Genomic DNA, 25,163 nt, shown 5'->3' on the forward strand with positions numbered 1-25,163 from the left:
GCATCATAGTTTTCGCCGATAATCAATGTATTTTGATCTTCAACATTTGCAAGGTTATCATTAAAACTTAATTTTTCATCTTTTTTTAGTAAAACAACTTGCTTTGAATTTACTTCGGGAGCAATATCAAAAACAAATCCCGTTTTTACTCTTCTCAATAATAGTTGATACACTGATTGCAAATCTTCGTCATCAACTTTATTTAATATTTTTTTAGCTAATTCTTTTTGATCTTTGTTAAATTCAACATCTTGAACTAGGTCAAGTTTAGCTAAATATGTTTCTTTTAATTTACTCATTATTTCTCCTTATAATTTTGAATATACTAATATTTTATAATATTAGAAAATATTTGGAGATATTCAATTGTTTTTATTCATTAATTCTTATCAAATTTGTTAAGTAACATTCCTGTGCCTTTCAATCATAAATGTTTATCAATTTTTTTATATGTGTTATTTGGAAATTTGCTTTTTATATATTTGTCAAATTGATCTTTAAAACAACAATAATTGTTCAAATTATTTGCCTTTATATTATCATTATTATGTTTAATTATTGTTAATAATATACTGTGAATAATAGAATCTTTTATTGGATATTTATCAGGTTGATGTCATGAACAATATTTGCTTGCAAACGATAAACAATTTATTGTTTTATTTTCATTTATTTTTAAACTAGCAATTTTATTAACTAAACAGGTGTTTCCTAATTTGAGATCTTTATCAATATTTAAAGATTCAATATATTTAGCCATTTTATAGTGATTTTTTAAATGAGTATTATACAAGGCATCTAGAGTAATGACTTTTACAAATATTTCATTAAAATTTGTATTATTTTTATATTTGTTTTGAAATAAATCTCGAAGGAAAGATTCTTCAGAAACAAGATTTTCTCTTTTTTCTCATTCGTTTAAACTTTTTATCAATTCTTTTTCATTTAGTCACTCTTTTATATCTTCAATTTTAAATTTCATATTTGTTCCTTTAAGTTTTTTTATTAAATAAATTTTAATTGATTACTTTTTTACAATTAAAAAAATAAAAAACTCTTGCCGAAGCAAGAGTAGCATCTATAAGCCACGTTTTGTACCTTAACGGTGCCAACAATTTATCTAATTGGTAAAACCAATTCTTTTCCTTTGATTCAATTCTCTTAGAAAAGTTCCCCTACCAAAATTTGGGTTTCTAGCTCATGGAGTTTACCGCGTTTCACAATTCTCGTCTCTGTGGCACTAGTCGTCTAAGCCTAGGTTTATTGGACCTAGCATGAACACTACAAGCATCGCAGCTTGTGCTAGCGTGGACTTTCCTCTACTTAAAAAAGCAGCTGTTGGCCAATGCGTAAGAATATTATACATTCATTTTTTTAAATAAAAAATTTTATTAAAAATCTTTCAAAACCTATTTTGGGATTTATTTTACCTTCTTTAATTTCTTCGTCCAATAATGCTAAGGATAAAATAATTTGTTTAATTTTATTTATGCCATATTTATTCAATAAATAACTTACTTTTTTTACTCTAAATTCATGAATTTTCAATTCTTTTGAAATTTCAAATAAGCTTTTGTTAATCATTTTATATCCATAAATTTGATTAGCTAATATAAATATTTGAGATGTTTGCGCAATTAAAATGCTTATATCAACTCCCTCAATGCTTTTTTCTTTATATTTTCTTCAAATGGTATTTAAATCATTAGATTCAAAACTATTTGAAAAACCAAAAACATCTTCTGTATAAATATCACTAACACTCTCTTCAACCATTTTTTCATTTATTTGTTTGTTTTGGTTTAATAATTTATTTATTTCTATATTAATTAAATATAAGTCATTAGGCACTTTGCGACTAAGTAACAGCGCAGCTTGTTGAGTAATAGAACCACCATTTTTTTTAGCTAAGACACATATTTCATTAACCAAATCATTAGCACTTATGCTTTTGGTTTCTACTGATATAACTTTATTTGCAACTTCTTTAAATAAAAAATTAGTTAATTCATTTTTGACAATTTTATTTTTATTAATAAGATCTTGATTAACAAATACAATTGTATCTTTGGTATTATTTTGGAGATATTTAATCAAAATATTTATGTTACCTTTATCATCTTTTGATATTTGTTTTTCAAAAAAAGGCAAATCATAAATTATTATTATTCTTTCAGAACTAAATAAATCATTAGCCATAACAATATCTAATAATTGCATTATTTCATTGTTGTCATCATAATAAAAAGTTACTAATTTTTTATTAGCATTTTTGTTAATTATTTCGTTGATTTTTTGTTTAATAAAATATTTTTCACTACCATAAATAAAATACATATTTTTATTATAAATTACTTTTTGTTTTCTTTATCTTTTAAAACAATTTTATTTAATTTCATAAGTCAATGATTTAAACCACTTTTAGTTATGTTTATATTATTTTGTTTTAATATTTCAACATACTGATCTAAGGTTTCTGGTTCAGAGGTTTGCATAATTTTAAAGAAGGTTATTTGACTTTCATTAAATGCATTCAATAAATTATTTTGATAAATATATTCAATGTTTTTAATATGCTTATTATAAGCGTTTGTTACTTTTTTAATGTTAGCTATGTCAATATTATTTATTCTATTTAATGAATTGTCGAAGTCTCTTTGAATTGATTTATCTTCAAAAATAAATAAACTATCAATAGCAATAATGGCCTTTAAAAAATCTGCAATTTTTTCATGTTTTTTAATATATGCAACATATTTATTTTTATGTTTTAATTTATTAAAACCAAAATGATATTCATTTAATTTGTTAATAAAAATATCAATAAAATGTTCGTAATTACTACTGATTTCAAGATGATAACTACTTTTATTTAAACTGCTTATACTTCCTGAACCTACGAAAAAGCCAGCAAAAAACATAGAAGGATTTGAGAATTGTTCTTTTAAATTAATATCATTTTTTTGAATATATAAAATGCAAGTTCGATTTTGTATGTATTCAATCTCATTAAAAGCTAGGTATTTAATAATTGTGTCAAATATTAAATTATCTTTTATTATTAATTTAATGTTATTTTTTAATAAATATCCCTTAGCAAAAATAAAACCACGTAGAAATTCCATAGTTTCATTCTTATTCTTTTTTCTTTCTATAATTTCTCGTTTTATTTGTTGGCTAAAATTCATGTTGGTCTTTCTTTATTTTTATCTATTTTATTGTTTACAATTTTTTTAGAGTATTGAAATCTTTTAACTTAAATCACTATTAATTTCAATTTAATATTTTGTATAATTTAAAATTACTATTATTTTATATTTAACTATTATATAATTATACATATTTAATATTAATGAGGTGAAAAATGGCACAAGGAATTGATAGAGATCCTGTTCAATGTGAATTAAGAATTCAAAAAAGAAGAGAATTTTTAATTCAACAATATGAAGAAAATAAACAAGAATTACTAAATCCAGCTTTGATAGTTGAAGAACAACCAATTACTGGAGAATGTCAGGAATTAATGTGTTTATTAAAACCAGAAAATAAAGAGCAAAATAAAAGTAAAATTGTTACTAAAATTTTATTGATGACAATAAGTGTATTAATTATTGTTGGAGCAACTTTATTGGCTATTTTAATAGGGAAAATGGGAAATTAATATGAAAGTAGTTGTTGTTTTATTATCAATAATTTTATCTTTAGTAGTTTTAATTCTATTAATTGTAACCACTCCATATATTTTGAATAAAGTAAAGAATAAAATTTTAAAAAACCAATACAACAAATTAGGCAGAAGTAGTCAAATTCGTTTAATTAATCAACTTCGTGAAGCTGTGGAATATTTATCGAAAAATAAAGTAGGAGCATTAATCACTATTGAAAATAACGATAATATTGAAAGTTTAAGAACAGACGGTGTTATTCTAAATGCCAATATTTCTTCAAGTTTATTAATTTCAATTTTTAATAAATATTCACCCCTACATGATGGTGCAGTAATTATTAGAGATAATAAAATTTATTATGCATCTACTTTTTATAAGATTACTAAAAAATCAATCGATAACCAATATGGTGCACGACATAGAGCAGCAATGGGAATTAGCGAGTTATGTGACGCAACCACAATAATTGTAAGTGAAGAAACCGGTAATGTTAAATTTGTTAAAAATGGTACTTTTTATAATATTAGATTGGATCAATTCCAAGAACAATTAATTAAATACTTAAAGGATTAAAATGATAGAAGAACAAGAAAAATTATTAAATAAGAATATTGTTAACATAGTTAAAAATAAAGATATAAATCAAGCACGCCTTTTACTAGATGAGCAACCTAATGCTGATATTGCTGCAATTGTTAATGATTTAACAACAGAAGAACAAATAACATTTTTACGTTTATTAAAAACAAGTGATGCAGCTGAAATATTTAGTTATTTAGATGATGAAATTCAAATAAAATTAGCACAAAGTTTTACTGAAGAATGAGGAATGAAATTGCTTCAAGAATTACAAAGTGATGAATTAGTTGATGTTTTAGAAGAATTGCCTGCTAATGTTACAAGTAAAATTTTAGCATATACTCCTCATGAAAAACGAGCGACATTAAATAGATTATTACACTATGATGAAAATCAAGTGGGTTCAATAATGAGTATTGACATTTCAAGTATTTCAAATTCATATACTTGTGAACAAGCTTTACATAAAATTCGTCGTGATTACAAAAAGAGAAATGCAGAATTAGTACATTATTATTATGTTGTTAATGAAACACAAAAGCTTTTAGGCGTTTTAACTTTGGAAGAAATTATTTTTGCTAATCCACAAGATAAAATTGATGACATTTATTCACCTGTTGCATCAATTAAAGCAAGTGATAAAAAGGAAGAAGCAGCACAATTATTTAGCGAACACGATATGTCTGTTTTACCTGTTACAAACAATGAAAAAAGACTTATAGGTATGATAACAAGTGATGAAGTTATTGATGTTATACAAGAAGAGACAACAGAAGATTTATATAAAATGGCTGGTATTAATGCAGATAAAGCAAATGAGCACGAATATATAAAAACACCATGATATAAACTTGTTCGTTTTCGTTTAGTTTGATTAGTACTTTTATTCTTATTTGCAACGTTGACACAAATAATAATTCATGCGTCATTAAGTGCAGTAATGACAAAAGTTGCTGAAACAGCATCACTAGTTATTGCATTTGCAGCAATTATTCCGGTTATTAATAATACAACCAGCAATAGTGGATTACAAAGTAATATAACTGTTTCACGAGCATTAAGTTTAAATGAGATAGAAAAAGAAAATTATTTAAAAGTTATTGGTAAGGAAACACTTGTTGGTTTTGCATTAGGTTTAATTTTAGCAATTTTAAATGTAGCACGTCTAGGAATTTATTTTTCAATAACTAAGGATTTACTAGGTTCAAATGCAATGCAATATTGAGCAATTATTATTTCTACATCAGTAGCGTTATTGATTGCTTTAACATTATCAAAAACTTTTGGAGCATTATTTCCAATCATATGAGCAACATTTAAAAAAGATCCTTTATCAATTTCTGTTTTAACAATTAATACGATTATAGATATTATTTCATCTTCATTGTTATTTGGTTTCACTTTCTTAGTAATTCAAATAATTTAATTATTATAAAGCACCATTAGGTGTTTTTTATATAAACTTATTTGGCAGTTTTTTAAATATATGTTAAAATTTTTTTGCCTATTGCCCGAGTGGTGAAATTGGCAGACACGCTAGACTAAGGATCTAGTGGAGAAATCCATGCAGGTTCAAGTCCTGTCTCGGGCACCAAATACAAAAAAACTAGTGAAAAACTAGTTTTTTGTTATTTTTTATCTATATTAGTTTTAAGTATATTTAAAAAAGCTTCTTGTGGTACTTCAACACGACCCAACATTTTCATTTTCTTTTTTCCTGCTTTTTGTTTTTCTAATAATTTTTTATATCTCGAAACATCAGCAGCATGAAGTTTAGATGTTACATCCTTACGATATGCTTTAATTGTTTCACGTGCAATTATTTTGCTTCCAATTGTTGCCTGAACTGGAACTTCAAATTGTTGTCTTGGAATACTTTCTTTTAATCTAACACATAAATCTCTTGCTCTAGGATAAGCATTATCACGATGACAAATAATTGAAAATGCATCAATTTTATCACCATTTAACAAAATATCAACTTTAACTAAATCACTTATTTTATAGCCAATAACATCATATTCGAATGAAGCGTAACCTTTTGTAGAACTTTTTAATCTATCAAAAAAATCTAAGACAATTTCAGCTAACGGCATTTCGTAAACTATTTTAGCTCTATTTGCATCAATATATTGCAGATCTTTATAAATACCACGTTTATTTTGACATAATTCCATAACATTACCTATATATTCATTAGGTACTAAAATAGTTGCTTCAATATAAGGTTCTTCAATATGCTCAATAAACGTTCTATCAGGTAACAATGATGGATTAGAAACTAATTCAACTTCTTTATTAGTTCTAAATACTTTATATTCTACACTTGGACTAGTAGCAATTATTCCAATATGGTATTCTCGGTTTAATCTTTCTTGCAATATTTCCATGTGTAACATGCCTAAAAAGCCAACTCTAAAACCAAAACCCAATGCTTTTGATGTTTCTTGTTCTCAAGTTATTGAACTATCACTTAATGAAATTTTTTCAAGGCTTTCTTTTAATTCCATATAATCTCTAGTATCGACTGGATAAAATCCAGTAAAAACTACAGGTTGCTTTTTCTTGTAGCCAGCTAATGGTTTATCAGCAGGATTGTTCACTAAAGTAATTGTATCTCCAACATTAACTTCTTTTGCGTCCCTAATTGTTGCTGCAACTCAACCAACTTCTCCAGCTTCGAGATATTGTTTCTTTGTTTCTTTAGGATTTTTAACTCCTAATTCGCTAACAAAAAATTTTTTATTACTTGCCATGAATTTAAATTCATCATTTACTGCGAGTTTACCTTCGAAAATTCTAATTAACATGATAACTCCACGATATTCGTCAAAATATGAATCAAAAATTAAAGCTTTTAATGGTTTTGTATCATCAGCATTAGTTGGACTAGGAATATATTTTTCAATGGCTTCCAAAACTTCTTCACAATTTAACCCTGTTTTAGCGCTAATACATACTGCATTGTCTGTTGGTAGTCCTATAACCTCTTCAATTTCTTTTTTAGTCATTTCAATATCTGCTGAAGGCAAGTCAATTTTATTAATTATAGGAATGATAGTTAAATTATTTTCTAAAGCTAAATACACGTTAGCTAAGGTTTGTGCTTCAATACCTTGTGTCGCATCTACTAATAATAGTGCTCCTTCGCTCGCCGCAAGCGAACGAGAAACTTCATAAGTAAAATCAACGTGTCCAGGTGTATCAATCAAATGAAAAATATAATCTTTATATTTAATCTGTACAGCATTTAATTTTATTGTAATTCCTCTTTCACGTTCTAGGTCCATTTGATCTAAAAATTGATCATCCATATCATGTTGATTTACTGTGTTAGTTAATTCTAAAATACGATCTGCTAATGTGCTTTTACCATGATCAATATGAGCTATTATTGAAAAATTCCTAATCTTATTTTTTTTCATAAATTATTCCTTATCTAAAATGTGTATATATTTTATAATTTTATAATATTTATATATATAATCAAACGAAAGTAAGTAAATATTTATTAAGAAATGAGGTAAAGATATGAAAGAAATGATTAAAATTGGAATGACTAATGTTTCATATAAAGAAGATGGAGAATTTGTTCAAGAACAAATTTATACAGGGTTTAATCATAAAATTGATTATGAACTTTTAAAAAATTTTTCTTTTGTTCCAAAATTAATAAGTAATAAAGATGATATTTTAAAATGAGAATATGTTAACGGTAAACAACCTGAAATGAATGATGAAAATATTTTAAAAGTTGCAAGACATTTAAAAGTACTTCATAATTCAAATTTGCCTTTTCCAAGTAGTAACCATGCTGCAAGAGTTAAAAAATATCGTAGTATTTTAAAAGAAAAAAATATTAATATTGAAGTTTTAAATGAATTTTATCGTTCTATAAATTTAACATTAAGTAAGATGGATAAAACAACTCCGCTTCATAATGATTTGTGACCATGAAATATGATTGAAAATCAAAATGGAAAAATATTTTTTATTGATTGAGAATATGCAACTCTAGGTGATAAACACTTTGATTTAGCCTATTTTATCGAAAGTTCACAAATGACAAACGAACAACAAAAATTGTTTTTAAATGAATATGGAGAATACAATGCAATTTATTTGCTAAAGCATCGCATTTTAGTGAATTATTTAGTTATTTTGTGAGTGAATGCACAAGAGAAAATTCATTTTTCATATAAACCGTTTAGTGACAAAATTTATCAATTAAATAAAGAATTAGAAGAATTATTAAAAACTATATAAATTAAAATAATGATTTTAAATCATTGTTTTTTTGTTTTTATTACTAAAACCTTAATATTAATAATATAAAATAATAATGTAAATTTTAAGAAATAGTTATTTAAGGAGAGAGTATGAATAATAAAGAAAATGTGGATAATCAATATCAAAGCATATTAAATAATCTTTTAGATGTTTCGCCTAATGATAGTGCTGTATTTACAAGAATAAATAATAAATATGCTTTTGATTTTTATACTCTATTTGGACCCGAGGCTTTTAATTTTATTTATAGAAATAATCACTTTGATATTCCAATTTTAGAAGTTAATTTAATAAGAATTATCAATATTTTAGAAAAAATTGATAATTATGAAGAGATGATGAAATTGTTGGAAGAAAATAATATTGAAATTAGTGAAAATAAAGCTAATCAACTAAAGAAAAATTTTAATTCCACAAAGTTAAAAATTATTGAGGAATTAAAAGTTAATTTTCAAAAACAATCTTTAAAATGAAAATTATTTCTGAATAAATCAAATGAAATTAATACTGAAACTAATATTTGACCAATGCATTTAGGTTTTTTATTTGTTAGACTTCAAATAGAAAATAAATCAGTTTATGCTCCACTATTTTTGAAAGAAGTATATATCGAAATTAGAAATGGGCGTCCTTTTTTGGTTTCAAATGGTGATATCAAAAATAATGAAAAATTATTATTTCTTTTGAATAACGCAGGATTTGACTTAAATGTAAATGAAAATTTTGGCGATTGAAGTATAGAACAATTAATAAAATATTTAAAAAATGAATGAAGAGATTTATTTGATTTTAAAATTAATTTAAATGAGCCATTTAGACGAATGATTCCTGATTTTATTGATAATGAATCAATAGTTTTTGAACCTGGTGTTGTTTTAGGATTATTTCAACCATCTGGTGGTTATGCTAGAAATAGAATGATGGAAATAATCGAAAATAACGAATTGAACAATATTTTAGATATTGAATTTAATAAAAATATTTATAAAAATAGAGTTAAAGAAACAATTTTTAATCCTAGAACAAGTATTTTTAAAATAACTCCAACTAATTATAGTCAAGATAAAGCTATTGCTAGTAGCTTGAATCAAAATACAATCATTTGAGGCCCACCTGGAACAGGTAAAAGCCAAACCATTGTAAATATATTGACTAATTTGTTGGTGTATAAAAAAACTTCACTTGTTTGTTCACAAAAAAAAGCTGCTCTAGAAGTAATTAAGAATAGAATGAATTCTTTAAAAATGTTTTGTCTATTTATGTTAAATTCTAAAAATATGAATCGTAAAAGTTTTTATTTACCATTAAAAAAATATTTGGATTATTTAGAAAATTATGATGAAACTTCTAATTTGAAACCTCAAAGAATAATAAATGCTAAAGATATAAAATTTGTTAACAATATTAAAAAATTTGCTGATGATAAACGTTTTGATATTGCCACAAAATTAATTCCATTAATTAATAGTAACTGACATAACTTTAGTCAAGAATTATGGGATTTCCTTTTAACATTGCCCTCTGATTTAGTTTATCCTCAATCTTTAAAATTCAAATCACAAAAAGAATTAGTAAATAAATTTTTAAGACTTAATAAAGTATATGGAAAATTTTGAAAAGTTAAAAATATCACAATTAAAAAAATAAGTAAAAGTATTTTTAATACATTAAATAATTTTGACTTAAATATTGACAAAATAATTAAATTAATTAATGGTTATCAAAAAGAAGATTTTATTTTTATTAATGATTTAATTAACATTCTTCCTATATATCAAAATAATGATATTAGCGATGAAAATGAACTTAAAAAATTTATTGCTAAAAATATCATTGATATGATAACAAAATTTAATGATGAAGAAAAAAAAGAATATAAAGACTTTGCCGCAACTATTAGATTAGCATCATTGGAACCTTATAAATTTATTAAGCGTTTTGCCAATATGATTAAAAAAATTTTTCCTATTGTAATAGTTACACCTGAAGCCGATTTATCAGCTTGGAATAAAGAAGAATTTGATTATGCGATTTTAGATGAATCAAGTCAAATTTTTTTAGAAAAAGGCTTACCAATTTTATATTTAGCAAAAATTAAAATTCTAGCTGGTGATGATCAACAAATGAAGCCAAGTAATTGATTCGGAACAAGAGTCACTGATGATGATAGTATTTATGGAAAGGTAGAAAGTTTATTAGATTTTGCCAAAAGTTTAGGTGTTTATAATGTTCTTTTAGATAAAAACTATCGTTCAAATTTTGCTTCTTTAATGACTTTCAGTAGTAAATACTTTTACAATAAATCGCTAGATGTAATTGATTCAGCATGAAAGGATAATAATTATCAACCAATTGAAGTTTATGAAGTAGATGGTGTTTGAGAAAATAATCAAAATGAGTTTGAAGCCAAATTAGCTATTAAATTGTTACAGGATAATATTGATATTTATAAAAAAATTATTTTATTATGCTTTAATTCAAAACAACAAGACGCAATAACAACAACTATTTTTAAAAATTATCCAGAACTAGAGAAAAAAATTAATACAGGGCATTTATTATTAAGAAATATTGAAAATATTCAAGGTGATGAAGCTGATTTAGTTATTGTTTCTATTGCATATGATAAAAATACAGCAATTCATTCTACATATGTGGGTCGACCAGGTGGAATGAATGCCTTGAATGTAGCAATAAGTAGAGCAAAAGATAAAATGATTGTTATCAAATCTCTTAAGTCACAAGATTTAACAATATTAACTAATAATGAGGATGCTTTAATATTCAAACGTTGATTAGAATTTTTAGAATTAAATTCTAAAGACAAACAAAATTTTTTAACTTTGGAAGATGAACAAAATGAAGATAAAAGTAATAATGATATAAAACCAATTGAACATAATGAATTAAAAAATTTAATTAAAAATGAACTATTAAAAAATATTGAAAATAAACCATTTTTATCATTGTGTGATAATGAATCGTTGGGAACTATAAATGTAGACTTAGTATTGAAACGCCATGATGAAATTTTATTGACATTTATAATTGATAATTATAAATATGCTAATGATGTTGAAAACTTTGTTAAGTTAAATGATTTATGTAAATTTATTAGAAGCAAAAATTACACATTATATAAATTAGATAAATTTTTATGAGAAAGTAAAAAACAAGAAATTTTTGATTTAATTAATTCATATAAAGACATTACTCAAAAAGAAATTGTGAATGAATTTACTGAAATACCTATTTCACAAATTGAAAATAAAAAAAATAAAGAATTAGAACTATTAAAAACATCTGAATATATCGTAAATATTGAAGATATAGAAGATATTGAAATAGTAAGTGATGATAAGTTAGATTTAAATAAAAAACAAATTCAATTGATTAGTGATGAAGAAACAGCTGAAATATTACTAGATGAAAATCTTTATGAATCTGAATTATTATTACAAACTGATAATCAAATAAATGTAAACGATTCAATGACTATTGAAGAAATTCTTGATAATGAATCTAACAATGATGACTTTGTAGCACGTGAAGTAGTTCCAGTGAAAAAAAATTTTGAAGAAAATACAAAAGAATGAAAAATTATTTTGGATTCTAAATAATTTAATTAAAAACACAAATGATTATTTTGTGTTTTTTTATTTTTAATTTTTTATATAAAAAAATGAGCTCATGCTCATTTAATTATTTAGCTTCTTTGGCTAAAGATACAAGTTGTGCAAATACTTTAGGTTCATTAATAGCTAATTCTGATAACATTTTTCTGTTAATTGAAATATTTGCTTTCTTTAAGCCATTTATAAACATTGAATATGACATATCATGAGCTCTAGTTGCTGCATTAATACGTGCAATTCATAATTTTCTATATTCACGTTTAACTTGTTTTCTATCTCTAAATGCATAGGTTCATGATTTAACAACTGCTTGTTTAGCAACTTTGTAACCTATTGATTTGTGTCCAAAATATCCTTTAGCAAGTTTTATTCATTTTTTACGTCTTGCTCTTGTAATTGTTCCGCCTTTAACTCTCATTGTTGATTCCTTTCAAAATTAATAAAAATTGTTTTTTAATAATAAAACATTAAAATAATGCTTTGAATCTTTTGATGTCAGATGGATGCATTTGTGTAGCTTTACGTGCTTGACGTTTTTGTTTTGTGGTTTTATTTTGGGCGAGGTGTGAACGATATGCTTGTTCACGCATAACTTTTCCTGTTGCTGTGATCTTAATACGTTTTTTAAGAGCACTCTTAGTCTTCATTTTAGGCATTTTTGCTCCTTTATTTACTCTTTTTTAGAGTTATCTTGACTATCTGTAGTATTTTTATTATCTACTAAGTTATGTTCTTTTTTATATTTAGCAACTTTGTTTTTATTTGGTTGTAAATACATATCTAAGAAACGATTATTATTTAAAACTGGCTCTTTAGTAATATCAGCTATATCTTCTAAAGTTTTAAAAAATTTGTCTAATGTGTCATAACCTAAATCTTGACGTGCCAATTCGCGACCACGAAATTTTAAACTAACTTTAATTCTATCGCCATCAAGTAAAAACTCTTTTGCTTTACGACTTTTTACCATTAAATCATGTTCACCAATCATAGGGGTTAATCTGATTTGACGATTTTGAATAGTCGTTTGTTTTTCTTTTGCAATTTTTTGTTTTTTCTTTCTTTCGTATTTAAATTTTCCATAATCTAAAATACGGGCTATTGGTTTTGGTTCGACACTAATAAGAACTAAGTCTAATCTTTGTTCCTTAGCAATTTCGATAGCTTCCCTTGTAGGTTTAACTCCGATTTTTTCACCATTTGCATCAAGCAAAAAGACTTTTGAAAATGGTATATTTTCATTAATCATGTGCTCTGCAGTAGGTTTTTTCATTCTTCTGTTTTGTTGAATAATATAACTCCTTATAGATAAAATTTTTGAATAATAAAAAGTAAAAGTGGTTTCCCACTCTAACTACATTCTAAAAATAAAATTAATATTTTTAATTGTAGCGAGAACCCAAGGCTATTACCATCAGGTGAGAAATTAATCTACTTTCTGCAATTAAATATTGCTTTATTATTTTAACATAGTTAATTTTTTAAAAAAGAAATATTTTAAATAAAAAAATAGCTTTTTTGAATTGCAAAAATTAGCTATTTTTTGGGTCTATATTCCTGATTTGTTTTACTTAAATTATAAATATAGTTTTTTGTTAAAGAATTATTTTTAGTTTCACTACCTAAATGATTATGATCAATACCATAACTTATAAAACCTGTTATTTCAATGGTTCTAGTGTCTTCAAATATAAAATGTCCTTTATTATCTGTTTTAACGATTTTGTATGTTATTTTAGTATTATTTGTATTATCAAAAACACCATTATTTTTTGTAATTATTATTTGATATTTATCTTTAAATTTACTATTTTCACGCCATTCAAATTTAATTAAATGTCTTGCTCACAAATATTCAGATGTGAAACTACCTTTAACTGGTAAAGTAGGTATTCTATTATCAATATCATTTAGAGTTGATTCGTTTAATTCTAAATTATTTTTAACTTTTTTAATATCATTAATTTCTTTTGTAAATAGTTTATTAGAAAGTGTTTCATCTTCAACATTAAGTATGTAGTCTTTGTTATATTTAATTTCTGAAATATCTTTTTTAAATTCAATATAACTATTATTGTTTTTAACGCAACCAGCCGAAACTACAATGGGTAATGGCAATGATAAAGTTGATGAAATTAATGAATATTTTAAATATTTTCTATTCATCATCCCTCTTTTCTATCTTTGTTAATCTCTACTAAATTATATACATAATTATTTTTTTCTATATTTTCATTTTTTATTTAAAATTCATGCAATTATTCTTTTAATTCTTGATGAAGTATATCTTTTAGATGTACAAGCTTCAACAAATAAATCATAGCTAGGTATATTAATATTTTTTTTAAATAAATTTTCAATTCCTTCACTTACTAATGGAATTTTTTTAAGTTTGGAAACACTAGTTTTTTTTACAATTTTTTGAAATTTAGAATATTTATCTTGAATTTTTTTAGGTTTTTTATTAAAAACCATTGGGCTATATTTATCAATTGCTTCATTATTAAAAATCATTTTTCTAATTAAAGATGCTGAAGCATAAATATCATTTGTTTCTTCGGAATGGAAATCAATATTTCTTTTTATTGTATAAATGTCAATCGGTAAATTTTTTTCAACTATCACTTTAATGTATTCAAAACCCAAAATATCATTAGGTTTGGTAAATTCTTTACCACCTAATTCAGATATAGTTTCGGCCATAGCTCTAGGATAACTAGTTTTGCCCTTTTTTAATTTAGCATGTAAAATATTATGAAATTCTACTTGTTTTTCTTTCATTAATTGGGCTGTTTTAATCATTGTTTGTGGATCATCATCTTCAGAGCCAAAAACAATTTTATCAACTCCGTGTTTATATAGTTTTAATATTGCACTATAGGCAAAAATATGTGCAGCTTGTACAGTTTCTTCAAATTTTAATTTCAAAATTTTATCAACTCCATATTTCATAGCAATGGCTTTTCTTTGTTTAAAAGAAGCAATTGCTAATTCGCCACGTTGAGTGTATTTATCACTCATTACAACTATTATTTTCTCATTAGGGAATTTTTCTTTTATTCAATTTAATTGTCTTATATGCCCATTATGAAATGGGTTATATTCTGCAACAATACCAATAGCCATATGCAATCTCCTTAAACTTATTATCAAGTTATATAAATATACCAAATTTTAATTTTATTAAAAAACTATCTTTTTCCTTACAATGTTCAGATTTTTATATCTTTAAAACATTTACTATTTGATATACTAGTTAATATGAATGATTTAAATGTTTATGTAAAGTCTGTTTTATCAGCAATTGTTTTAATATGTTTTTTAATTCAATGCTATGTTTTAATTTCACTAAGACGTAAAAATGAATATCAGCCAGATGAAATAAAAAAATATTGAATTAACATTTATCTATCAATTTTTACAATGGTAATAAATGTTGCTATTATTTATCCAATATTTATGTTTTATGCATTTAGAGGACAAAATTTAGTTAATTTAAAATCCAATATTGTTCCTTTAAAAATAAAAAGTATTGCTCTAATAATTTTTTACCAAATATTACCAGCGATGATATTTGTCTATATTATTAAATTTTTAATTTTAAAAAAATATTTAATAATTGAAGAAAAAACATATTCAAATAAAGAATTTTAGAATATAATAAATTGTGCATATTCTAAAAGCCCAAGTGGTGGAATGGTAGACGCTGTGGACTCAAAATCCACTGGAGCAATCCGTGCAGGTTCAAGTCCTGTCTTGGGCACCATATATTAAAAACCAGCCAAAAAACTGGTTTTTACTTTTCAATTATTTCGATTTTTTTAGTGTCAAAATTGTAAGCTAAATATTGATTTTGTTCTAATTTATGTTCATAGTTATATATTTCAGGAAATTTATCAGCTACAAATTTCATAATGAAATCATAAGTCATTAACATTGCCTTAACATCATTAGCACAATATTTTTTTAAATGTTTTTCTTTTTCTTTTCATTCATTATCACCGGTATAACCTAAAAATCTGTTCATTGCTACTTGCAAAGCCATTCCACCATTTTTAACATTTAATTCTTTATAAGGAATAATATTATTTTTTAATTTAATATTATGAGTTGTAATCAAATTTTCAATTTTTTTAATACTACTTTTACCTAACAGCTCATAAATAAAAATATTCTTTGTTTTATTATTTTCATAAAAATATTTAGTAGAAATTTTTTTCAATTCATCTTTATCTTTTTGAAAAGCGATCTCTAACTCGTTTGAAATTTCATTTTCTCTAAAATTAAATACTGGTACTAAGTTTGATTGAAAACAAGCTATTCCTTTGTAAGGTGTTTCATTATATTTATCTTTTTGAAATTCTTCATTAACGACATTTCTTTTTAAGAAATCTAATAAATCTAATGTATTTTTATTAATATGCTCAACAATTTTTGCAAATTCATTAACAGAATTAATGTTTCTTTTTTTCATTTCTAAAATAAAATCGATATTATTTTTTTGATAGTATTTTTTAACATAATTTACAATATCTTTATTTTTAGAGTTTTCATAACTTTTATTGTAAACTATGTATTTGTCAGCTTTATTAGAATAAACAGTTATTATGTTGTCAACAATATCAATTAATTTAATATTCTTAGGGTCTTTCACAATGTCTATTTTATTTGTTATTTCTCCATTAATTGTTTCTAATAATGAGACCTGATTTGTAACTTGCAAATAGGGTTCATTTCCATCAAATAAAGGTATCAATGATGTTAAACCTTCATAGTCATATCAAATAATTCTTTCATCGCGTTTATTGTACTCTGAAAGCATAAAAATAGTGTTATTAGTAAAAAAATTAGGAATAGATTTCAATTTAGAAACTTCTTCTTTAAATATTTGAACATATTCTTCATCAATTACATTTTTTTTGGATACTAAACCTGGAGAATATACAAATTCATAGCCCAAATATTTTAATAATATTTCATTTATTAATGAATTTTTGCCAAAATTAGTATTATCTTTATCTAGATAAAATTCAAAACCATAATCTTTTTCTATTGAAAAATTAGGTTTTTTAATGAAATAATAATTTATAGCATTTTTTATCGCTAAATCAAAGTTTATAAATGAACATGATTCATTTAATGGTAAATCTTTTTTTAATTTTATTTCGGTTGAATTGTTATTCTTGTCTATTTTAAGTATTAATCCACCTAATACACAATTATTTTCAATACTATACATAAAATTTAAATCTCTTTGATATAAATTTTTATTGTTATATGCTAAGCCATTATTTAATTTGTTTAATTGTTCTTTAATATTTTCTTTTTCATTTTCAGTAAGGTGTAAATTATTTAGATTTTTACTAGCTTGAGATTTTGAAGAACGCGCTGCTGTAGTTTCAATTCATTCAATTTTTTTGGTTTTCATCCATGTTTTGTTAATTAAAATAATCTTTATATTTTTTATTTTTTTGTCTTTTTTAGCATTAATGAAATTTTTGTTTAAAAATCTTGTAGCACATTCATAATGAAATTTTGCGTCTAAATAATCTAAGATATTTGTTTTAGAAACAAATTTACTTAAATATAAAGTTTTATTAATTTTGTCATACAAAAAAGGAGTTGATTTAAAATAGAAATCAATATTATTTTGTGTATCTATTTTTTCAGCGAATGTAGGATAAAAAATAAATCGATTATTAGAATTTATACTATTGATAGTTTCATATATAGCTTCATCCACTTTTTTTGCAACATTTAATATTTCATAACTATTATTTTGAATAATATTTTTGATAGCATATTCTTGTAATTGTTTTTGAGCAATTAAAAACATATTTTGATTTTCTTTTTCATAATTTCAAGAGATATATTCAGCTTTTTTTAATTGTTCTTCGAAAAACATTTTGTAATTTTCTAAATTATCTTCCTGTTCTTCATTATCAGAAAGTATCTCATTTATCATGAATTTTCACTTTTCATTTTTTGAATCACTTTCATGATTTTTTTCATCATACAATTTAAATCCATTAATGTCAATATAAGGTATTTCTTTTTCACCTCTTGAAAAAACATAATATGGTTGACAATAATGCATTTTTTTATAAACATTATTGTTTATCATAACTTGTTTTTTTTGCATATTATCACCAATTAAATTCTATGTCTTTATCAACTTTACCAATTGATTTTCACTCTTCAAACAATTGTTTTCATTCGTCTATATTTTTACATCTTAAAAAAGCTACTAAATCTGCATCTTCGGGTAAAGAGTATTTTGGGCTAATTCCATCTTGTGAATATTTTTTTCAAAATGCAATAACTTTATTTGCATCATCTTTAGCTTTTTCTCGATCAACTTTAAATACATATTGACCGATATTTCTTTCATTTAAATTTACTTTTTGCGGCTCTTTATAATCTTCTTCATGTAAATATGTTGCTACTATTGAATAGTAATCATAATTAAGTAAATAAGCATAAAGTTGTGCTTGCTTTTTATAATCATTAGGAATTCCAGAATTTTTATCTTTTTCTCATTCTTCTTGTTTTTTAGCACCAACGGCTTTCATTTCTAATACCATTTTTTTACTTGGTATTAATCCATCAGGAACACCACCAAGTATTTCTAATTTTGGAAAATAGTCATAATTCACATCTTTAGCTTCAATATGTTGAATATCTAAATTAGGCAAGGCTTTTTTCATTACTTCAAATGTTTTGGGTTCAATAGCAACACCAGCATTTATGTATTTCATTTGTAATGGTGGTAAGTTTAATCTTGACATAAAGCAAAAAGCAGCAAATTCGCTTTTATATTTTTCATCTGCACATAAAATATTTCCAATTGATGATCCACCAAATTTTTTAAAACCTTTTTTGTTTTTTATATTATTTAATAAAAAATTATGAAATTCAGGTCTTAGTTTAAGTATTTGTTTTTTTTCATCTAATATGTAGTCTTGTTCATTAAAATATCTCTTTGGCATCTTATTTTCTCCTGTTGATTTATAAATTAATCATTATTATAGATAAATAATTAAAAATATAAAGTTAAAAGACCAATTCCCAATTTTATTTTCGTTTTTAAAACAATGTTTTGTATTTAAACTATAGAAAACTTTTTCATTTAATTTAACAAAATTGTTGAGATAAATGTATAATTATTTAATAATAATTAAAGTAAAAAATAAGGAGAAAATATGGCAATAAAAAGTAGTAAATCTGTTGTTGTGTTAACAGGATTAATTGCAGCAACATTTACATCTGGTAGTATTTTGGTTTCATTAATTTATTTGAAAAACAGTAATGAAAAAAATAGAAAGCAAACTATTAAAGAATATGCTGATTCAATCAAAGTTCATGTTGATGGAAATACTAATGAATTATATGCTAGTTATATTTCAGAACAAAGTTTTGTTAAAGAAAATGAAGAAGATGAAAATTATTCATATTCATTAAGTGTTGACAAAGATAAAGTGAATGATAAAACTGGTCAATTAGTTCTTGATATTATTGTAAAAAATAAGAAAAAACCTAGCGAAACATTAAAAGTTTCTAGAATAGTATCAGGTTTTAAATGCTTTGATAAAAATGAAGTAATTAGAGAAGGCAAAGGTTTAGAAAATAAATTTGATAATGTAAATGAATTACGTAATTTTTTAAATTCATTAAGTAAAAGTTATTATGGTTTACAAAAATTAGAAGATAATGGTTATATTAAAGTTGAACTTTTACCACAGAGTTTAGGTGTAACATTTAGTAATTATGAATTAACTACAGTTACAGAAAATTCAGTGGCTAAATACGTTTTTAAAATTAATTATAAAGTTCTAGGAGAATTAAAAACCTATGAAAATGAAAATTCTTTGAATAATAAAACAATTTTAAAAGATAATAAAGAGAATAAAACTGCTAGCTTGTTTTTAGATATTTCAAAATTTGTAAAAAATGTTTCAGCAAGTGAAACAGCTAAAACTATTCATGAATTAGAATTGCTAAAATCTAAATTTGACAATTTATTGAATGAAATTCAAAATTCGAAAGAAAAATATAAAAATGATTCATATGACGAATTAATTAGAAAAATTAATAATCAAAGATCACAAATTGATTCTTTTCTTGCTAAACCTGAATTAACTAAAAACACTGACTTAAATTCATTTAATGATAAATTTGATGAGTATTCTAATGAGAAAAACATGATTGATTTACAAAACGCAATTGAAGAAGCGCAAGCAATATTAGATAAATATGAAAACAAATTTTCAACTGATACAATGAATTTAAAGAAAGCAATTCAAGAAGCAAACCAAGCTATTACAAATCATAGTGTAAATGAATTTTTCAATCATATAACTAGTGTTAATGAAAATAAGATTGAATATATTAATTCTATTGAAAATGAATTAGAAAATTCTAAAAAACCGTTTAAGAATTGAAAGACTGAAAATGAAGATTTTATTAATTTCATAATTAATAAAAATCCTATGAATACTGAAGAAAGTCAATTAGTTGATAAGTTAAATCATTTAAATGAATTATTAAATAAAAATATTGATCAAACTACACCATTAGAAGTCAAAACAACTTATACTGATTTTTTGGCTACAGTAGTTTCTTTAAAAGAAATGATTAGTAATGCTATTAAAAGTGAATTAAATTTTATTGAGCAATTTAAATTAACATATCCTAATGATAATTCAGCACTCAATTTAAATTGAAATTATCAATTAGTTAATATTAATGATAAAGAAAAAACATTAGGAAGTTGAATTGATTATTTTAGTTTTCTTGAGAAAGATTCATATCAATTGTTAAATACAAAATTAAATCAAGTTAAACAATTAAAAGATCTAGTTAAACAAATTAGACAAAATGCATTAAAAGATGTTGTTGATAAAATCAAAGATGAAGTTTTATTAATCAAACCATTAGTTGAAAAATTAAAAGATTCAAAATATGACACCATTAGTGATGATATTAAAAATGCGTTTGATATTAATACAACAGAAGGAGAAAATTATAAAAACGCTTTAGATTTTGTTAATAATACAAAAAATTATTTAGATTACAAAAAGCCTGAATTAAATAATGTTCTTACAAAATTAATCAACGATAAAAATAATTTAATAGATGCGATGTCTCGTATCGATGATAGAGATGAATTTTATAAACATGCATTCGAAAAGGCAAAAAACAAAATTGAAACTTTTGAACTCGCGTTACAAAATGATTATAAATTAATTCCTATTTCTTCTGATATTCAAGATGATATTAATACAGCTAAAAATAATTTAGTAGATCAAAATAATATTGCTGCAATTGATGATAATTCTTTGGATATCAAATTGAAAAATATTGAGGATTCTTTGAAAGCGGCAAAGACTAAAGCTGATAATTTAGTTGATAGTTCTAGAAGTTTGGCATTAGAAGAATTAAATAAAATTAAAGAAATTAAAAAATATGTTGCAAAAAATCCAATGTCATTGAATAAAAATGATTTTGATTTTGATGTTGACTCAATAGAAAAAATATTAGTTTCTGGTTCAAAAGATATTCAAAATTACCAACAAAAAACAACGGAATTGCAAACTATTGTTCAAGATTATAATAGTAAGATTAACTCTAAATTAGATGAATTAGTAAATTCTATTACTGCATCTTTAACTGAAATAGATAATTTTAAAGTTGATGAAGTTATTTTGAGTGATGTAAAAAATATTATTTTAAATAAATTAAATAGTTCGGAAACTCAAAATATTATTGCTGAATTAACAAATGTAAAAAATCAAAAAGAAAGTTTTAAAAATGATTACACATCAACTTCAACATTTAGTCTAGATGATACAAAAACTAAATTGGATAATTTAAATAATGTTTTCATGACAACTCAAGAAAACAAACAAGACGCACTAAACGCTGTTGAATTGAAAAAAGAAAGTGTTGTTGATTTACAAACAAAATTAAATGAATTAATAACAAAAGCTAAAACAGAATATAAATTACCTAATGACTCATTGATATTTAAAAATATTAATGATTATTTCACAAATAATTTAAATAATTTAGAAGATAAAAATTTAACTCAACTAACTCAAATAGAAATCAAATTAAAAGAATTTAAGAGTCAATTAATTTCTAAAATGGAAATGAAATTAAATACTGATAGAGAAACTTTAAACAATAAAATAAATGAAGCTAAACAGTTAAAAGAAAACAATTCTAATGATAATGATATTGTTAATGTTTTAGAACAACCTATAATCGATGCAGAAATAATTAAAAATAATCCTAATAGCAACATAAAAGAAATTAATGATGAATTTAATAAGTTGCAAATGGTATTAGATAAAGTTGAATCTATAATAAAAGCCAAAAAAGCAATAGAAGACGCTAACGATGTAATATCAAAAGGGAATATAAAACCTGAAGATGAAAATGATATTAATTCTAAAAAAGATGAAATAAACAACGCAATTACAGATCCAAGTAAAACTAAAGAAGATATTGATAAATTAACTGATGAATTAAATAAAAAAGTAGAAAAAGCTAAATTAAATAAACTTATTGAAGAGGCTAAAGAATTTAGAGACAAGCATAAAAATAGTGAAAAAATTATAGGCAATTTAACTATTCAAATTCAAGAAGCGGAAAATACCTTGCAAAATGAAAATTCAACAGTGGAAGAATTTAACAGTGAATTAAATAATTTAAATGAAGAATTAAATAAGGCTAGATCTAGAAATAAATTTTATGATATTAAAATAAAATATCTTGAATATAAATCTAAAATTAAAAATTATAATTCTGATCATCTTGGAATCATAGAAGAAAAAGAATATGATGAAGATGAGATAAATAAAATGTTAAATCAAATAGATGAAAATATTTCAACAAAAGAAATACAAATCGATTTTAATACAGATAGTAAACGAATTGATGAGTTGGCAAATAACTTGAATATTAATGTAGCTGAAAGTTATGCATCGTATATACAAAGATATTTTTCTGGCATGGAGACTTTTGGAATTTTTTATTTAACACCATTTAGATATTTAATTTCTACCAGTAAGAATGAGAAAATTGAATATGATTCTACAAAAGTGTTTATTCAAATAGATAATATTGGTGATGTATCTGAATTTATTGCTCGCGATGCTGATAAAGCAATAGATATTTTGGAAACATTTATGTTGTATTTATGAAAAACCAATTTTTATTATTACATAAAAGAAGACTTGCTTAAGGAACAAATTAATCAATTCCCAAATTTAAATCAACGTCCAAATCTATTTTCAATGGAACCATTTAATTTTCCAATTATTGCTTATAATGAAGCATATCCAGAAATTATTGCAAAAGCCAATGAATGTTTAGAATTAATAGAAGACGATTCTGTAACCACAGAACAACTTGCTAGTGCATATTTTAATCTTCGAATTATGGAGAAAAAAGCGATTGTTAAAACATTTATAAAACAATATGAATCGTCAAATAATAATCCGACTCTAGATGACGAAATAAATGCTGAATTTGTTCAATTGATTAATGAAGCAACAAATCTATTAAATATTGATATTTTTGATAGAAAACATTTAGACAAAATTAAGGCATTTTTAGATAAAGTTCAAAAAATTAAAAAGAGAGCATATCTTAAATATATATCTTCAGTGTTTAAAAGATATGTTTCTAAATTTAAAACTAAATACGATAACTATGATAAATCTGATTTAGATCGTTGAAATTATGCTAGAAATTCATATGATAAAATTAAGGAAATTATAGAAAAAATTGATAATTACGTTCCAACAGATAATATATATAATACAATAGAAGCCCTCATGTATTCTGCAATTGATCCATGAAAAAATTTTCTAGATAGTTTTTCAATAGATTCCAAAAACGGAAAAGATAATTATGAAGCGTTTACTTTAATATCAAATATTAATGTGCTTATTAATAGTTCAACTGAACTCATAAACAATGAATCATATTATTTACATAAAAACATTTCATTTATGTATTCAAAATTCCCAGATAAAAAACTTATTGAATTTGCAAATGTAATTGACAGAAAAAGTAAGGAACTTTGAGAACGAATAAATCAATCATTCGAAGAAAAAGAAGTTTTTGATTATAATGGACTTACCTCAAAAGAAGCAGCGGAATATTTATACTATGGAAGCGCTGCTAAATTAGAACAACTATTTTTGGAAAATGAATTATTTAATAATATAAAAAATAGAGATTTTCTTAACAAAGTAATGACTAGATTAAATATTGGCAATTATGAATCATTATTACAAAAAAATCAAAGTTTTAGTGATACAATTCAAAAACTTGAAAGAATGGAAAAAATTTCTAATGATTTTTCTCCAAAAGAATTTTTTGAAAAAGTTAGAACATTGTCCGTTGTCGCTCATTTGGTAAATAAAATGGCTATTTATTTTGAATTTGAAGACTCAATGTTAGAAAACGAAGATTTTGCTAATATTTGAATGACAAATTCAAAACAATTTAATTTTGGTGGTAACATAATGAAATTAACTTTCAAAGAAGCTAAAGAAAAAATAATTAATTTATTAACAACTAAATTTGCAGAGTTTACTAATGATGATAAATACACATCTAGTGAAATGTATATTTATCATCAATACTTATTAGATAGATATGATTTTTTAGTAAAAGAATTTACAAACTTATGTAAGGGACATCTTTATGATAAATATGAACAATTAAAAGAATTGTATGAATCTAATCAAGGTGGCGCTCATCCAGAAGAAGGACTTAAAATTTTATTAAATGAAAATGCTGTAAATACGTGAAATTGAACAAATTTATTTTCTCTTTCTTCAATATCTTATTCTAATTTTTCAGAGATTGAAAAAAGAATAATAGAATTTGTAGGAATATTGAAACAAGCTGAAGATGCAGCAAAATAAATATTTTAAGAATAAAACAGATTATAAAAACACACCTAAATTTTAAT

General features: G+C 23.7%; 19 protein-coding genes, 2 tRNA genes and 1 other RNA gene. 9 read left to right on the plus strand and 13 right to left on the minus strand.

Translation table 4 applies throughout. From position 1 onward, the window contains the following. The 5 genes from T388_RS0101635 to whiA all read right to left on the minus strand — a co-directional run. Positions 1-299: hypothetical protein (locus T388_RS0101635; protein ID WP_027120593.1), on the minus strand; the 299-nt coding region annotated here is incomplete at its 3' end. Positions 300-379: 80 nt separating this feature from the next. Further along, positions 380-982 carry a hypothetical protein gene (locus T388_RS03690; protein ID WP_051586189.1) on the minus strand — a complete coding sequence of 201 codons (603 nt, stop codon included), beginning with the start codon at positions 980-982 and terminating at the stop codon, positions 380-382. Between the two features lie 94 nt (positions 983-1,076). Then, an RNA gene (gene rnpB / locus T388_RS03845) (RNase P RNA component class B) lies at positions 1,077-1,350 on the minus strand. 24 nt (positions 1,351-1,374) lie between these two features. Continuing rightward, positions 1,375-2,337, minus strand: a complete 963-nt coding sequence (gene holA / locus T388_RS0101645) for a DNA polymerase III subunit delta (RefSeq protein WP_027120594.1) — start codon at positions 2,335-2,337, stop codon at positions 1,375-1,377. Positions 2,338-2,351: 14 nt separating this feature from the next. After that, entirely contained in the window at positions 2,352-3,188 is an 837-nt protein-coding gene (whiA, locus tag T388_RS0101650; protein WP_027120595.1) for a DNA-binding protein WhiA, read from the minus strand. Positions 3,189-3,364: 176 nt separating this feature from the next. On the opposite strand from whiA, the gene T388_RS0101655 reads away from it, so the two are divergent. From T388_RS0101655 to T388_RS0101670, 4 genes are all read left to right on the plus strand, one after another. Then, complete coding sequence (locus T388_RS0101655; protein WP_027120596.1) at positions 3,365-3,661, plus strand: hypothetical protein; 297 nt, start codon at positions 3,365-3,367, stop codon at positions 3,659-3,661. Between the two features lies 1 nt (position 3,662). Continuing rightward, complete coding sequence (locus T388_RS0101660; protein WP_027120597.1) at positions 3,663-4,241, plus strand: diadenylate cyclase; 579 nt, start codon at positions 3,663-3,665, stop codon at positions 4,239-4,241. Between the two features lies 1 nt (position 4,242). Beyond that, on the plus strand, positions 4,243-5,673 hold the full coding sequence (mgtE, locus tag T388_RS0101665; RefSeq protein ID WP_027120598.1) for a magnesium transporter: 1,431 nt from the start codon (positions 4,243-4,245) through the stop codon (positions 5,671-5,673). An 83-nt stretch (positions 5,674-5,756) separates the two neighbouring features. Then, a tRNA-Leu gene (locus tag T388_RS0101670) sits at positions 5,757-5,841 on the plus strand. Between the two features lie 34 nt (positions 5,842-5,875). Here the strand turns inward: T388_RS0101670 and lepA are convergent. Further along, on the minus strand, positions 5,876-7,672 hold the full coding sequence (gene lepA, locus T388_RS0101675; RefSeq protein ID WP_027120599.1) for a translation elongation factor 4: 1,797 nt from the start codon (positions 7,670-7,672) through the stop codon (positions 5,876-5,878). Between the two features lie 106 nt (positions 7,673-7,778). On the opposite strand from lepA, the gene T388_RS0101680 reads away from it, so the two are divergent. Both T388_RS0101680 and T388_RS0101685 read left to right on the plus strand, forming a co-directional pair. Continuing rightward, entirely contained in the window at positions 7,779-8,513 is a 735-nt protein-coding gene (locus T388_RS0101680) for a phosphotransferase (protein WP_027120600.1), read from the plus strand. 113 nt (positions 8,514-8,626) lie between these two features. Further along, on the plus strand, positions 8,627-12,157 hold the full coding sequence (locus T388_RS0101685) for an AAA domain-containing protein (protein WP_027120601.1): 3,531 nt from the start codon (positions 8,627-8,629) through the stop codon (positions 12,155-12,157). A gap of 82 nt (positions 12,158-12,239) precedes the next feature. Here the strand turns inward: T388_RS0101685 and rplT are convergent, their stop codons facing one another. From rplT to T388_RS0101710, 5 genes are all read right to left on the minus strand, one after another. After that, positions 12,240-12,590 (minus strand): 50S ribosomal protein L20, encoded by a 351-nt coding sequence (gene rplT, locus T388_RS0101690; RefSeq protein WP_027120602.1) that lies wholly within the window; start codon positions 12,588-12,590, stop codon positions 12,240-12,242. A gap of 49 nt (positions 12,591-12,639) precedes the next feature. Beyond that, positions 12,640-12,828, minus strand: coding sequence for a 50S ribosomal protein L35 (rpmI, locus tag T388_RS0101695; RefSeq protein WP_027120603.1), 189 nt, complete (start codon positions 12,826-12,828; stop codon positions 12,640-12,642). 14 nt (positions 12,829-12,842) lie between these two features. Then, positions 12,843-13,421 carry a translation initiation factor IF-3 gene (gene infC, locus T388_RS0101700; RefSeq protein WP_027120604.1) on the minus strand — a complete coding sequence of 193 codons (579 nt, stop codon included), beginning with the start codon at positions 13,419-13,421 and terminating at the stop codon, positions 12,843-12,845. A gap of 287 nt (positions 13,422-13,708) precedes the next feature. Then, entirely contained in the window at positions 13,709-14,338 is a 630-nt protein-coding gene (locus T388_RS0101705; RefSeq protein ID WP_027120605.1) for a hypothetical protein, read from the minus strand. A 48-nt stretch (positions 14,339-14,386) separates the two neighbouring features. Then, a complete protein-coding gene (locus tag T388_RS0101710; RefSeq protein WP_027120606.1) occupies positions 14,387-15,298 on the minus strand; it encodes a nucleotidyltransferase in 912 nt (303 codons plus the stop codon). Positions 15,299-15,433: 135 nt separating this feature from the next. Here T388_RS0101710 and T388_RS0101715 point away from each other — a divergent pair, with 135 nt between their 5' ends. Together T388_RS0101715 and T388_RS0101720 are read left to right on the plus strand one after the other, a co-directional pair. After that, the gene (locus tag T388_RS0101715) at positions 15,434-15,826 is read left to right on the plus strand and encodes a hypothetical protein (protein WP_027120607.1); all 393 of its coding nucleotides are present in this window, start codon (positions 15,434-15,436) and stop codon (positions 15,824-15,826) included. Positions 15,827-15,854: 28 nt separating this feature from the next. Beyond that, positions 15,855-15,938: transfer RNA gene (locus tag T388_RS0101720), tRNA-Leu, on the plus strand. Positions 15,939-15,968: 30 nt separating this feature from the next. On the opposite strand, the gene T388_RS0101725 is transcribed toward T388_RS0101720, so the two are convergent. Both T388_RS0101725 and T388_RS0101730 read right to left on the minus strand, forming a co-directional pair. After that, positions 15,969-18,314 (minus strand): UU173 family protein, encoded by a 2,346-nt coding sequence (locus tag T388_RS0101725; RefSeq protein WP_027120608.1) that lies wholly within the window; start codon positions 18,312-18,314, stop codon positions 15,969-15,971. Between the two features lies 1 nt (position 18,315). Next, a complete protein-coding gene (locus tag T388_RS0101730; RefSeq protein WP_027120609.1) occupies positions 18,316-19,161 on the minus strand; it encodes an MAGa7180 family putative nuclease in 846 nt (281 codons plus the stop codon). 213 nt (positions 19,162-19,374) lie between these two features. On the opposite strand from T388_RS0101730, the gene T388_RS0101735 reads away from it, so the two are divergent. Continuing rightward, positions 19,375-25,116: a rhoptry family protein gene (locus tag T388_RS0101735; RefSeq protein WP_027120610.1), complete on the plus strand. Its 5,742-nt coding sequence runs from the start codon at positions 19,375-19,377 to the stop codon at positions 25,114-25,116. The last annotated feature ends 47 nt before the right edge of the window (positions 25,117-25,163 follow it).

It is taken from the genome of Mycoplasmopsis lipofaciens ATCC 35015, from assembly GCF_000686585.1.
In the GTDB taxonomy this organism is placed as follows: domain Bacteria; phylum Bacillota_I; class Bacilli_A; order Mycoplasmatales; family Metamycoplasmataceae; genus Mycoplasmopsis; species Mycoplasmopsis lipofaciens.